Origin of the sequence: Bhargavaea cecembensis (assembly GCF_000826125.2) — a bacterium.
In the GTDB taxonomy this organism is placed as follows: domain Bacteria; phylum Bacillota; class Bacilli; order Bacillales_A; family Planococcaceae; genus Bhargavaea; species Bhargavaea cecembensis_B.
The window spans coordinates 94,409-107,935 of record NZ_LN651371.1 but is presented as its reverse complement, the minus strand read 5'-3'; the positions used below and the strand labels follow the sequence as shown (position 1 = coordinate 107,935).

The window sequence follows — 13,527 nt, the reverse complement described above, 5'->3', positions numbered from 1 at the left end:
GATACGATACTGGAACTGAAAGCAGAGGGGTGACAAACGGATGAAAAACCAGGAAATCGTCGTTCAGGGGGCGCGTGCGCACAACCTGAAGGACATCAATGTGACGATTCCTCGCGACCAGCTCGTCGTCATGACGGGGCTGTCGGGGTCCGGGAAGTCCTCGCTCGCATTTGACACGATCTACGCGGAAGGCCAGCGGAGGTACGTCGAGTCGCTGTCCGCCTATGCGCGCCAGTTTCTCGGCCAGATGGACAAGCCGGACGTCGATGCGATCGAGGGGCTCTCGCCGGCCATTTCGATCGACCAGAAGACGACGAGCCGGAACCCGCGGTCGACGGTCGGGACGGTGACGGAGGTATACGACTACCTTCGTCTCCTTTATGCCCGTGTCGGGAAGCCGGTCTGCCCGAACCACGGGATCGAGATCTCTTCCCAGACGGTCGAGCAGATGGTCGACCGGATCATGGAACTGCCGGAACGGACCCGGCTGCAGATTTTGGCGCCGGTCATCTCCGGACGGAAAGGGACGCACGCCAAGCTGTTCGAAGACATCAAGAAACAGGGGTACGTCCGCGTCCGGGTCGACGGCGAGATCTACGACCTGGACGACAACATCGATCTGAATAAAAACAAAAAACACGACATCGAGGTCGTCATCGACCGGATCGTCGTGAAGGATGACGTCGGCGCGCGCCTGGCGGATTCGCTCGAGACGGCGGCTTCGCTTGCCGGCGGCCGTGCGCTCATCGATGTGATCGGCGGGGAGGAGATGCTCTACAGCGAGCATCACTCCTGCCCGGTGTGCGGATTCTCGATCGGCGAGCTGGAGCCGCGGATGTTTTCATTCAACAGTCCGTTCGGCGCCTGCCCGGAATGCGACGGTCTCGGCGTGAAGCTCGAAGTCGACCCGGACCTGGTCATTCCGGACAAGTCGCGGTCGCTCGACGACCATGCAATCGCGCCGTGGGAGCCGACGAGCTCGCAGTACTATCCGGAACTTCTGAAGACGGTCGCCAAACATTACGGCATCCCGATGGACGTGCCGGTGAGCGAGATCCCGAAAGCCCAGATGGACAAGATCCTCTACGGCTCCGGCAATGACAAGATCCGCTTCCGGTATACGAATGAATGGGGCGTGACCCGGGATAACCATATCCATTTCGAAGGCGTGCTCCGGAACGTCGAGCGGCGTTACCGCGAGACGACATCGGACTATATCCGCGAGCAGATGGAGAAGTACATGGCCGAGCGTCCTTGCCCGGTCTGCAGCGGCTACCGGCTGAAGGAGGAGTCGCTCGCCGTGAAGGTGGCGGGCCTCCATATCGCCCAGGTGACGTCGTTTTCGATCACGGATTCGATGGAGTTCTTCCGATCGCTCCAGCTGTCCGAAAAAGATGAGCAGATCGCACGGCTCATCCTCCGGGAGATCAACGAACGGCTCGGCTTCCTCGTGAATGTCGGGCTTGATTACCTGACGCTCTCCCGCGCGGCGGGCACGCTGTCGGGCGGGGAGGCGCAGCGCATCCGGCTGGCCACCCAGATCGGGTCCCGGCTGTCCGGTGTCCTGTACATCCTCGACGAGCCGTCGATCGGGCTTCATCAGCGGGACAACGACCGGCTGATCGGCACGCTTAAAGACATGCGGGACCTCGGGAATACGCTCATCGTCGTCGAGCATGATGAAGACACGATGCTTGCGGCCGACCACCTCATCGACATCGGTCCCGGCGCCGGCCTGGACGGCGGCCAGATCGTTGCGCAGGGCACACCGGAGGAAGTGATGAACGATCCGGATTCCCTCACCGGCGATTACTTGAGCGGCCGGAAGTTCATCCCGGTGCCGACCGAACGGCGCCAGCCGGACGGACGCGCCGTCCGGATCGAGGGGGCTGCGGAAAATAACCTGAAGAACGTCGACGCCGAATTCCCGCTCGGCGAATTTATTGCCGTCACGGGCGTCTCGGGCTCCGGCAAATCGACACTCGTGAATGAAGTGCTCTACAAGGCGCTCGCCCAGAAACTGAACCGCGCGAAGGTCAAGCCGGGGGCATTCGGCACGATCACGGGCATCGAGGAACTCGAGAAAGTCATCGACATCGACCAGTCGCCGATCGGACGCACGCCGCGATCCAACCCGGCGACCTATACCGGAGTGTTCGATGACGTCCGCGACGTGTTCGCCTCGACGAACGAAGCGAAGATCCGCGGCTACAAAAAAGGCCGGTTCAGCTTCAACGTGAAGGGCGGCCGCTGCGAGGCATGCCGCGGAGACGGCATCATCAAAATCGAAATGCATTTCCTGCCGGATGTGTATGTGCCGTGCGAGGTCTGCCACGGCCGCCGCTATAACCGCGAGACGCTCGAGGTTCGCTATAAAGGAAAGAACATCGCCGACGTGCTCGACATGACGGTCGATGACGGGCTTGATTTCTTTGAGAACATCCCGAAAATCCGCCGCAAGCTACAGACGATCGCCGACGTCGGGCTCGGGTATGTGAAGCTCGGCCAGCCGGCGACGACCTTGTCGGGCGGGGAGGCGCAGCGCGTCAAGCTCGCCTCCGAACTGCACCGCCGGTCGAACGGCAAGACGTTCTATATTCTGGATGAACCGACGACCGGGCTGCACGCGCACGACATTTCAAAGCTGCTCGTCGTGCTCCAGCGGCTCGTCGAAGGCGGCAACACCGTGCTCGTGATTGAACACAATCTCGATGTCATCAAGACGGTCGACCATATCATCGATCTCGGACCCGAAGGCGGGGAGCGGGGCGGCCAGATCATCGCGACCGGCACGCCGGAACAGGTGGCCGAAAGCACCGTCTCCTATACCGGCCGCTACCTGAAGCCGATCCTCGAGCGGGACCGGGAACGGACCGACGCGCTGATCGCGGAGGCCGAAAGCGGACGGTGATCCGAGTGTCTTTTGCCTCATGGATGAAACTTTTTCCGTTCCCGGGCGTATTAACAACTATCAACGGAAGGCGGCCGAGCCGCTGCCGAAGGAGGACGAACAGATGAAAGACGAAAAAAGCCGGATTCTGGATATGCTGGAACAAGGAACAATCAGTGCCGATGAGGCGCTGCGTCTTTTGGAGAAGTTCGAGGAAAACCGGGAAGCTGTGAAGGAGAGCCATCCGCAGCTGGGCGGCGACGAGCCGGCCGGCGGAGCGGAAGAGCCGGACAACGTGCGGGGGGACTTCGGTGGAGGTTCCGAGCCGGGTGGCCAGCAGGAAGAAGAGGGCCGTGCAGGCCGGCAGACATCGATGGATGATTTCCTGGAAGACGTCCGCCGCGACTTCTCCGTGTTCGGAAGCCGGTTCATGGAATTCATGCAGACGGCGGTCGAGAAAGTGAAAACCTTCGACATCGAAAAGCCGTTCGGCGAACCGGTTACTTTCAACGAGACATTCACGAAAAGCGGAGAAGGCGTCAATGAAATCGTAGCCGACCTCGCATTCGGCAATTTCGAAATCCGTGTTTCCGGAGACGAAGCATTCAAGGCCGAGTGCGAAGTCAAGGCCTACCGGGTCGAGGACGCCGAGGAAGCCAAGCGGGAATTCACCGAGCGGTTCCTGTTCGTCACGGACGGGGACAAGCTCCGCATCTCCAGCGACCGCAAATCGGTCCAGGTGAACACCGTCCTCTACGTGCCCGAAACCCATTATAAAAGACTGTCCGTCCGCCTCCTGAGCGGCCAGTTCCGCACGGAAGGCGAACTCACGGCGGAAAAGATCCGCGTGCGCGCAGCGAACGGCAAAATCGATGCCGACGGCCTGCACTTCAAGGATGCGGAGTTCGAAACGGCGAACGGCGGCATCCGGGTGCGGGACGCTCACGGCGAGAAAATCGAAGCCGAGACGCTGAACGGCAAAATCGACATCGACGGCATGCTGAAGGACATCGAAGCCCAGTCCGTCAACGGCCACGTCGTCGTCACGACCCGGGATGCGGAAGCCCACAAGATCGACGCGGGCGCCGTATCGGGTTCGGTGGAAATCTACGTGCCGCAGGATGCCGGACTGAACGGGGAAGTCTCATCGAACCTCGGCAAGATGGACATCCGCCTCCAGGACATCAGCCGCACGCAAGAATCCGAGCAGTTCCTGCAAAAATCAATCCGCTTCACGAAAGAAGGCGGAAATCCGGACCTGCCGCCGCTCTCCATCAAAGGCGAAGCAAAGACCGGAACCGTGATTGTCGGGTATATCGGAAACTGATGAACGCGAAAAGACCGGCCGGAGAGGGGAATCCCCTCCCGGCCGGTCTTTTTGTGCGTGTATAAATGTTGAGGTCAACGCATGATGGCGAGTCGTCCGGATTCGCCCTTGAGTTGTCCGCATTTCGTGATATGGTCCCCTTAGAGTTTACACCTTGATTCTGTCACACTAGGAGTAACGAAAAGGGGTGCCGAAAAATGAACCAGAAGCGGGATTACGATATAAAAGTGAAAGCAGTGGAGGAATTTTTTGAAGGCTCTTCCACTGAGGAGTTGGCTCTTTCGTACAATGTCTCGGATCGGACGATCCGACGCTGGGTCGAAAAAGTGGAGATGGATGGCTTCGAGGCTTTGCATGACGCCAGGGGCAAGAATGGCCGGAAACCGTCGGATGAGAAGGATGCTCTGATTGAACTGCAGAAGGCGGAGATCCTCCTCTTAAAAAAGCTCTTGGATCTGAAAAGGGGGTGTTAAGCAAACAAGATAGTTTCCTGTTCATCGACCTGAATAAGGACACCTTTTCGGTCTCCCTCCTCGCGGAGGCGTCGGATGTCTCCCGGCAGGGTTATGCCAAGTGGAAGAAGCGGCAGGATCACTCTGCCCAGGATCTCAAGGATGAGCAGATGTTTCACTATATCTCCAAGGTGTTCGCCAAGTCCCGGGGAACCTATGGGCGACGCCGGATCAAGCTGGCGCTCCAGAGAGAGTTCGGGCTCACCGTCAATATCAAGCGAATCTCCAGAATCATGCGCCGATATGGGCTCAAATGTCGGATTCGCCGCAAAGGGTACCGTCACGGCGGTACAGAGGGGAAGGTGGCGCAGAACCTCTTGAAGCGTAACTTTAAAGCCACGAAGCCGATGAAGAAATTCTCGGTGGATATCACATACGTGCGCGCTTTCGTTCCTACGGAACACTGGACCTATCTGTGCGCCATTAAGGACCTGTACGACGACTCGATCGTAGCATTCGCCTACGGGCCGAACCAGGACACCGGCCTGGTCCTGGAAGCGCTCGAGATGCTGGAGAAGGTGAAAGGGAACCGGAAGAAGGCCATTATCCACAGCGACCAGGGCAGCCAGTTTATGAGCCTGAGATACCAGAAACGCCTTCAGTCGATGAACCTGACACCGTCCATGTCACGGCGCGGCAACTGTTGGGATAATGCATGCATCGAGAGCTTTTTCAGTCACTTCAAAACTGAGATTGCCTGCTTTGGCGACCCTCGGTCTCTTGAGGAGCTTCGGATTGCCATCGAGGAATATATCTACTTTTATAACCACGAACGCCTCCAGCTCAAGCACGGCGTGCCTCCTGCCGAGGTCGGAAGTGTGTTGGCTGCCTGAATCTTTATCGGACAGAATCAACTGTAAACTTGACAGGGACCAGACCATGGCCCCGAGTCGTCCGCATTCGCCTCTGAGTCGTCCAGGTTTATTTTTCCACCGGTGAGTCGTCCGCATCCGGCCCCGAGTCGTCCAGGTTTATTTTTCCACCGGTGAGTCGTCCGGATTCGCCCTTGAGTCGTCCGCATTTCGCCCCGAGTCGTCCGCATCCGGGCCTGAGTCGTCCAGGTTTATTTTTCCACCGGTGAGTCGTCCGCATCCGGGCTCGAGTCGTCCAGGTTTATTTTTCCACCACCCCCGGCCGCCTATAGTCCCCTTCCGTAGTACCAGTTGACCACGGCGAAGGTGATTGCCCGGGCGCATTGGCGACGGTAGCGGGTGTTCTTTAAGAGGGCGGCTTCGGTTTTGTTCGTCATGAAGCCGCATTCGAGCAGCGCCGCCGGCATCCGGGTTTCGCGGACGACGGCGAAGTTCTGTCGCTTGACGCCGCGGTTTTTCCGGCCGCCCGCCGCGACGAGGGCCTGCTGCAGGTGGCCGGCCAGGATTTCCGACTGCTTCTGGGCCTGGGGATAGATGTACGTTTCGATTCCGTTCGCGTCGTTCCAGCCGCTGCCGTATGCGTTGGCGTGGATCGAGATGAATGCATCGGCTCCCCACGTGTTCGCTTTTCTCGCCCGTTCCGAAAGCGGGACGTCGCGGCCCGCCTCGTGGGCAAGGCGGACCGTGATGCCTTCAGCCCCAAGCATGGCGGCGGCGAGATCGGCGACCGCCGAATTGAATTCGAATTCCCGCATCGAGCCGTCCGGCGTGCGTTTTCCTGGGGTTGCCGGGCCGTGCCCCGCATCCAGCATGATCTTCTTCATTTCACAACACCTCCGTCCGCTACATAGGGCATACCCGGCGGGACGGATACGAAGCGCGGCTCCGCCGATGCAAAAACCGCTTTCCATTGCCCGAATCTTTGTTAGAATAGAGGGCATGGAGACAGTCCGGTTTGAAAGGGGGAAATGCCGATGGATCATGTCACAGCGAAAGATGTCATGGAGCGGTTCGGCCTGGAGCTGGCGGCCGGCGGGGAAGGGATCGGGCGGCATATCGCGACGGGCGATATTTCCAGGCCCGGTCTGGAAGTGGCCGGTTTCTTCGATCATTATCCGGCGAACCGGGTCCAGCTGCTCGGGCGGAGCGAGATTTCGTTTTTCTCGATGCTGCCCCGGCTCGACAAGATGGAGCGAGCACGCAAGCTGTGTTCTCCGGATACGCCGATGATCGCCGTCTGCCACGGCATGCGGATCCCGCCCGAGCTGATCAATGCGGCGGAAGAAGCGCAAGTGCCGCTGTTCTCTTCCGCGCTCACGACGACCAAGCTGTCGAGCAAGCTGACGGATTTTCTTGAAAACCGCCTGGCGCCGATGACGGCAGTCCACGGCGTGCTGCTCGACATCTACGGGCTCGGCGTCCTCATCACCGGGAAAAGCGGCATCGGCAAAAGCGAGGTGGCGCTCGACCTTGTGAAGCGGGGGCACCGGCTCGTCGCGGATGACTGCGTGGAGATCCGGCAAGTTTCGGAAGACACGCTCGTCGGCAATGCACCCGACCTGCTCCAGCATCTTCTGGAGATCCGCGGACTCGGGATCATCGACGTGCGGATGCTGTTCGGGGCGAGCGCCATCCGGAACTACAAGCGGATCACGCTCGTGATCGACCTGGAAAACTGGGATGCCAAGCGGTCCTACGACCGGCTTGGCCTTGAAGAAGAAAAGATGAAAATCCTCGAGACGGAATTGACCCGGCTGACCGTGCCGGTACGGCCGGGGAGGAATATGTCGTCGATCGTCGAAGTGGCGGCGATGAACCACCGGATGAAGGCGATGGGCCTGAACGCCGCCGAGGAGTTCTCGGAGCGGCTCAATGATATGATCGGCAGGGAGCAGGATCCGCTTGCCTGAGCGGCAGACTGCCGAAAAGACAGGAAGAAGGGAAATCTGAAATGCCATTTTCGTTAGCGGCGATCGATCCGGTCGCCTTTTCTCTCGGCCCGATCCATGTGCGCTGGTACGGCATCCTCATTGCCACGGGCATCATTCTCGCATTTCTCGTCGTCCAGCGCGAGGCGGTGAAGCGGGGGCTGCACCCCGACTTCATGACGGACATGCTCATCTGGGCGGTCCCGATCTCGATCATCGGGGCCCGGATTTATTATGTCGTGTTCGAATGGGAACTGTATAAAGAACATCCGGCGAAGATCTTCAAGATCTGGGAAGGCGGGCTCGCCATCCATGGGGCGCTCATCGCTGCGATCATCACGGCCGTGGTCTTCACGAGGAAACGGGGCGTCTCGTTCTGGAAAGTGGCGGATATCACGGCGCCGGGCCTTCTGATCGGACAAATCCTCGGCCGATGGGGCAACTTCGTCAACCAGGAAGCGCACGGCGGCCCGGTGTCGGACAAGTTCCTCGAAAACAACATCATCCCCGACTGGATCATGAACCAGATGACGATCAACGGGGTCACTTACCACCCGACGTTCCTCTATGAATCGCTTTGGAACGTCGTCGGGCTCCTCCTCATCCTGCTCGTGCTCAGGCGGCTGAACCCGAGGCGGGGCAGCATCTTCCTGTTTTATCTCGCCTGGTACTCGTTCGGGCGGTTTTTCATTGAAGGCATGCGCACGGACAGCCTCATGTACTTCGGGCTGAAGGCGGCGCAGCTCGTCTCGATCGCTTCCATCCTCGCCGCGGCCGCGCTTTACATGGTGCGGCGGTTTGTCCTGCGGGATGAGACGCACTACAAGGACTGACGCACGGCCGGCGATCCGCCGGTTCATTCACGGAAATGAATCCATCAACGGACACAACAGGCTCCGGAAAAGGAAGTTGAACCGCATCATGTCAACCGTACGCAAAGGCTTGTCCGCCGGGCTCGGCACCACATGGACGCTCGGCAAGATCATCTTCCCGATCACGCTGCTCGTCGTCATCCTCCAGCACACGCCGGTCCTCCCTTGGGTGATCGGCCAGATCGAACCGTTCATGAGCCTGTTCGGCCTGAGCGGGGAGGCGGCGATTCCGCTCGTGCTCGGGAATGCGCTCAATCTGTATGCCGGCATCGCCGGCATCCTGTCGCTCGACCTGCCGGTGAAGGAAGTGTTCATCCTCGCCGTCATGCTGTCGTTTTCGCATAACTTGTTCATCGAATCCGGCGTCGCGATGAAAGTCGGGGTGAAGCTGTGGGTCATCCTGCTCGTGCGCTTCGGCCTTGCCGGGGGATCCGCCATCCTGATCAACCAGTTCTGGAAAGGCGGTTCTGAAATGGCGCAGTACGGCTTCGCGCCGGCTGCGGCGGAAGCGCCGGGTTCGTGGGGAGGCATCTTGCTCCTCGGACTGGAGAAGGCCGGCTTCGGCGTGCTCCAGCTCGCGCTCATCGTCATCCCGCTCATGGTGGCGGTCCAGTTCCTGAAAGACAGCGGATGGATGCAGAAGCTGTCGGACCGGATGGGGCCGTTCACGAAGCTGATCGGCGTGAAGCCGAATGCGGGCATGACGCTCGTCGCCGGCCTCACGATCGGTCTCGCCTACGGGGCGGGGGTCATGATTCAGGCCGTCGAGGAAGACGGCGTCAGCCGGAAGGACGCGACGCTCGCCTTCATTTTCCTCGTCGCCTGCCACGCGGTCGTCGAGGACACGCTCATCTTCGTGCCGCTCGGCATACCGGTCTGGCCACTGCTCCTCATCCGGCTCGTGACGGCTTTTGCGCTCACCATGTTCGTCGCCTGGATTTGGAAGCGAGCGGAACAACCAAAACGGAAAGGGGCCGTGATTCCACATGGCAGGTAAGATCGACACCATTTTATTTGATTTTGACGGGACGCTGCTCGATACGAATGAACTGATCATCCAGACCTTCATGGCCGTCCTCGGCAAGCATTATCCCGGCCGCTTTACGCGGGAAGACTGCCTCATGTTCATCGGGCCGTCGCTGAAAGAGACGTTCGACGAGATCGACCCGGCGATGACCGGCGAGCTGGTGAAGGAATACCGGGAGTGGAACGCCCAGATGCACGACGAGCTTGCCGCTGAGTTCCCGGCCGTGACGGAGACGCTCCGCCTTCTGAAGGCGAAAGGGCTGAAGCTCGCGATCGTTTCGACAAAGCGGCGCGACGTGCTGGCGCGCGGCATCGGGCTCATGGGCGTCGATGATATATTCGACTGTGTGATCGGCCTCGATGACGTGACCCGGCCGAAGCCGGATCCCGAGCCGCTGCTCAAGGCGATGGACCTGCTCGGTGCCGATCCGGCGCACACGCTCATGGTCGGGGACAATTCCCACGACATCGAAGGCGGGAAGAATGCCGGCGTGCAGACGGCCGGCGTCGCCTGGAGCGCGAAAGGGGAAGCGTACCTTTCGAATTTCGAGCCGGACTTCATGCTGCAGGGCATGGAAGACTTGCTTGAGATCGTCGACCGCCAGGAAGCCGTGAGATGAGACGGACCGAGCGGCATGCCGCAAAAGGCGGGGCCAATTCGCTCTGGCATCTTTACCGGACCGTATCGTTCTTCAAGGTCGCCAAGAATTTCGTCTTTATCCAGATCGGGCGCTACACGCCGTCGGTGTCGCTGAAGCGCCGGCTGTACAAGACGTTCCTCGGCATGGACCTCGGCGAGCAAGTGTCATTCGCCCTCATGGCGATGCCGGACCTCATGTTCCCGGAGCGGATCCGGGTCGGCCGCAACTCGGTGATCGGCTACAACACGACGATCCTCGCCCATGAATATCTGATCGAGGAATACCGGGTCGGCGATGTCGTGATCGGCGAAGACGTCCTGATCGGCGCCAACACGACAATCCTTCCCGGAGTAGAGATCGGCGACGGGGCGGTCATCTCCGCCGCCTCGCTCGTCAACCGTGACATCCCGTCCGGCTGCTTCGCCGGAGGGAATCCGGTGAAAGTCATCTACACCGCCGAAGAGATGGCGGAACGGAGAAAACAGGAAACAGCATTGGAATGACCCCGGACTCGGGACGCTTGAGAAAAGCAAGGGTCCGGGGTTTTTCATGTCTTCCGGAGGGGCCCCGGGCCTTTCAGGCACCCGGAAGCAGGCCTTATGATATAATGGGTAGTTGAGACGAACGACTATTGCGCGGCGCACAGGCCGCTCTCATAATCCGGAGGAATCATTTTTGAAACAACAACCGCAGCACGGAAACAACAAAAAAATCGTCAACTTCATACCGAACGGCGAGTTTTATTACCAGAAGGCGCTGAGGGCGCTGAAGCGCGACGACACGGAAAGGGCCCACAAGTTCCTCCGGCGCGCGGCCGACCTCAGTCCGAAAGATCCGGACATCCTCCTCCAGTATGCGATCCTCGAGCTGGACCTCGGCCGCTTTGAGCATGCGCGCGATCTGCTCATGCTGTCGAGCGAAACCGGTCCCGATGAACCGGAAACGGTGTTTTTCCTGGCGGAGGTGCACGCCCATCTCGGCTATCTCCGGGACGCGATCACGTACGCCGAGCGGTACGCCGACTCGGCTCCTGAAGGCATGTACCGGGAAGACGCAATGGACATCATCGAGTTTGCGGAGGCCGAGCTGTACGGCATGCCTGAAGACGAGGAAGGCGACGGCCGCCTCGACTATATCCTGGACCGGGGACGCCGGCTCATGGAGGAAGGCGAGTTCCAGGAGGCGATCAGCCTGCTCGAGGAAGCGATCGGTGAGAACCCGGACTTTTGGGCCGCCTACAACAATCTGGCGCTTGCCTACTTTTACATCGGCGAGACCGAACAGGCCGAGGCCCTTCTCAATGAAGTGCTCCGCGGCGACAACGGCAACTTGCATGCACTCTGCAACTACGCGGTGTTTTACTACTACAAGCAGGACGCGGAAGCGCTTGAATATATCACATCGGTCCTCCTAAAGATCCGTCCGTTCCTCATCGACCACCGGTACAAACTCGGCGCGACGCTCGCCCTCATCGGCCGTCATGAAGAGGCATACGGCTGGCTGCGCGGCCTGCAGCGGATCGGCTTCGAGGGGGATCCGGGGTTCTTCTTCTGGCTCGCCCACTCGGCCTCGATGAGCGGAGATCTGAAGGTGGCGGAAGAGGCATGGGCGCGGCTCGTCGCGCTTGATCCGACCAAGGAAGGGAAAGAACCGTGGAAGCAGCCGGAGATCACCGACACGCTCGAGAATGACCTGTCCTTCATCCTGCCGAAGCTGTCCGATCCCGAGGAGGGGATCCGGCTGCTCGCCCTGTTCCTGACAGGGATATCCGGCCTGAGGGACGAGATCCTCACGAGCCCCGACTGGCCGGACGTCGAGTCGCTGACGACGGCGGAGAAGCTCTTTCTCGCGAACGGGCTCGGACACCGCCTGTCGGGCAATTCGGAAGCGGAAGCGATGTACAACCGGGTCTTCGAAGCGACCGGCCTTCTTGCCGAGCGCCTCGTGCCCCTGAAGGAAGAGGATGCGCCCCTGCTTGAGATGTGGTTCCTGATCTGCAGCCGGGCGATCGCCGACGGCTACCTGTTCCGCAATCCGCAGGCGATCGCGGCGGCGGCGGAATACATGTACCGTTCGTCCAAAGATCCGAAGGCGACCAAAAAGGCGGCCGCGGAGTCCTACGGAATTTCCGCGAAAACACTGACCAAATATGTCGGTGACCTGTTCCCTTATTTGCCGTTCCCGGAGTGAATAAGCAGAAAAGTTGATGACCTCCGGCGAATCGAATAGCATGGATTCAGGAAGCGATAAGGAAGCAAGGCTTAAGGAGGAACCACCCATGGCTGAAGAGAAAATTTATGACGTGATCATCATCGGTGCCGGACCGGCGGGCTTGACGGCGGCGGTTTATGCGAGCCGTGCCGATATGGATACCTTGATGCTGGAACGGGGAATCCCGGGCGGGCAGATGGCGAACACGGAAGACATTGAAAACTATCCGGGCTTCGACAGCATCCTGGGCCCGGATCTGTCCAACAAGATGTTTGAGCACGCAAAAAAATTCGGTGCGGAATACGCATACGGCGATGTCCAGGAAGTCCGCGACGGCGAAGAGTACAAGACGATCGTCGCAGGCGGCAAAGAGTACAAAGCCCGCGCGATCATCATCACCACCGGTGCACAGTATAAGAAGATGGGCATCCCGGGAGAAACCGAACTCGGCGGCCGCGGCGTCAGCTACTGCGCGGTCTGTGACGGCGCATTCTTCCGCGGCAAGGAACTCGTCGTCGTCGGCGGCGGGGACTCCGCAGTCGAGGAAGGCGCCTATCTGACGCGCTTTGCGGACAAGGTGACGATCGTCCACCGCCGCGACGAACTGCGCGCCCAGAAGATCCTCCAGGAACGCGCATTCTCGAACCCGAAAATCGATTTCATCTGGAGCCATACGCTCAAGTCGATCAACGACAAGGACGGCAAGGTCGGAAGCGTGACGATGGTATCGACGAAAGACGGCAGCGAGCAGGAATTCAAGACTGACGGCGTCTTCATCTATATCGGGATGGTGCCGCTCACCGCTCCGTTCAAATCGCTCGGCATCACCGACGAAAACGGCTACATCCCGACCGATACGGAAATGCAGACGTCGATCCCGGGCATCTTCGCGGCCGGCGACGTCCGCGAGAAGACGCTCCGCCAGGTCGTCACGGCCACCGGCGACGGCAGCATCGCCGCTGAAACCGCCCAGAAGTACGTCGAGGAACTGAAAGAGAAAATCGGCGCAAAAGCCTGATTTAACCGTTTCTTAATGCGGCTGTAACAGCTTTGCAACATGAACCCTGTATAGTGGGGATTGTAAATTGACCCCCCTTTATGATAGCAACACCTTTGAAGCGGCTCCGGCAACCACCGGCGCCGCTCTTTTTTTGACGGTTTGCGTCTTGGATGCGGACAAACCAAGGAGGAACGGGGCCGGACGGCGGTTTCCTCTCGTCGAAGCGGTGTTTCGCCGCCGACGGGTTG

12 protein-coding genes are annotated in these 13,527 nt (G+C 59.8%); 11 read left to right on the top strand and 1 reads right to left on the bottom strand.

Features of this window, described 5'->3' with window-relative positions; genetic code table 11:
• The first annotated feature begins 40 nt into the window (after positions 1 to 40).
• The 4 genes from uvrA to BN1189_RS00975 all read left to right on the top strand — a co-directional run bounded on the left by uvrA (position 41) and on the right by BN1189_RS00975 (position 5,562).
• Positions 41 to 2,911, top strand: coding sequence for an excinuclease ABC subunit UvrA (gene uvrA, locus BN1189_RS00990; protein WP_040224723.1), 2,871 nt, complete (start codon positions 41 to 43; stop codon positions 2,909 to 2,911).
• Between the two features lie 103 nt (positions 2,912 to 3,014).
• Entirely contained in the window at positions 3,015 to 4,217 is a 1,203-nt protein-coding gene (locus BN1189_RS00985) for a DUF4097 family beta strand repeat-containing protein (protein ID WP_040224873.1), read from the top strand.
• Between the two features lie 197 nt (positions 4,218 to 4,414).
• The gene (locus BN1189_RS00980) at positions 4,415 to 4,690 is read left to right on the top strand and encodes a helix-turn-helix domain-containing protein (RefSeq protein ID WP_040224721.1); all 276 of its coding nucleotides are present in this window, start codon (positions 4,415 to 4,417) and stop codon (positions 4,688 to 4,690) included.
• Positions 4,684 to 5,562 (top strand): IS3 family transposase, encoded by an 879-nt coding sequence (locus BN1189_RS00975; protein ID WP_052455554.1) that lies wholly within the window; start codon positions 4,684 to 4,686, stop codon positions 5,560 to 5,562. The genes BN1189_RS00980 and BN1189_RS00975 overlap by 7 nt, the downstream gene beginning before the upstream one ends.
• Before the next feature lie 305 nt (positions 5,563 to 5,867).
• Here BN1189_RS00975 and BN1189_RS00970 read toward each other — a convergent pair whose 3' ends face one another.
• Positions 5,868 to 6,425: an N-acetylmuramoyl-L-alanine amidase family protein gene (locus BN1189_RS00970; protein WP_040224719.1), complete on the bottom strand. Its 558-nt coding sequence runs from the start codon at positions 6,423 to 6,425 to the stop codon at positions 5,868 to 5,870.
• A 150-nt stretch (positions 6,426 to 6,575) separates the two neighbouring features.
• Here BN1189_RS00970 and hprK point away from each other — a divergent pair, with 150 nt between their 5' ends.
• The 7 genes from hprK (at position 6,576) to trxB (ending at position 13,297) form a co-directional block, all read left to right on the top strand.
• A complete protein-coding gene (hprK, locus tag BN1189_RS00965) occupies positions 6,576 to 7,511 on the top strand; it encodes an HPr(Ser) kinase/phosphatase (RefSeq protein ID WP_040224716.1) in 936 nt (311 codons plus the stop codon).
• Between the two features lie 41 nt (positions 7,512 to 7,552).
• Positions 7,553 to 8,362 (top strand): prolipoprotein diacylglyceryl transferase, encoded by an 810-nt coding sequence (gene lgt / locus BN1189_RS00960; protein ID WP_040224714.1) that lies wholly within the window; start codon positions 7,553 to 7,555, stop codon positions 8,360 to 8,362.
• Positions 8,363 to 8,450: 88 nt separating this feature from the next.
• Positions 8,451 to 9,398, top strand: a complete 948-nt coding sequence (locus tag BN1189_RS00955) for a nucleoside recognition domain-containing protein (protein WP_040224871.1) — start codon at positions 8,451 to 8,453, stop codon at positions 9,396 to 9,398.
• The gene (ppaX, locus tag BN1189_RS00950) at positions 9,388 to 10,047 is read left to right on the top strand and encodes a pyrophosphatase PpaX (protein WP_040224711.1); all 660 of its coding nucleotides are present in this window, start codon (positions 9,388 to 9,390) and stop codon (positions 10,045 to 10,047) included. Before BN1189_RS00955 ends, ppaX begins: the two co-directional genes overlap by 11 nt.
• The gene (locus BN1189_RS00945) at positions 10,044 to 10,571 is read left to right on the top strand and encodes an acyltransferase (RefSeq protein WP_040224708.1); all 528 of its coding nucleotides are present in this window, start codon (positions 10,044 to 10,046) and stop codon (positions 10,569 to 10,571) included. The genes ppaX and BN1189_RS00945 overlap by 4 nt, the downstream gene beginning before the upstream one ends.
• A gap of 172 nt (positions 10,572 to 10,743) precedes the next feature.
• Positions 10,744 to 12,258, top strand: a complete 1,515-nt coding sequence (locus BN1189_RS00940; RefSeq protein WP_040224706.1) for a tetratricopeptide repeat protein — start codon at positions 10,744 to 10,746, stop codon at positions 12,256 to 12,258.
• Positions 12,259 to 12,346: 88 nt separating this feature from the next.
• Entirely contained in the window at positions 12,347 to 13,297 is a 951-nt protein-coding gene (trxB, locus tag BN1189_RS00935) for a thioredoxin-disulfide reductase (protein WP_040224704.1), read from the top strand.
• Positions 13,298 to 13,527: the final 230 nt, after the last annotated feature.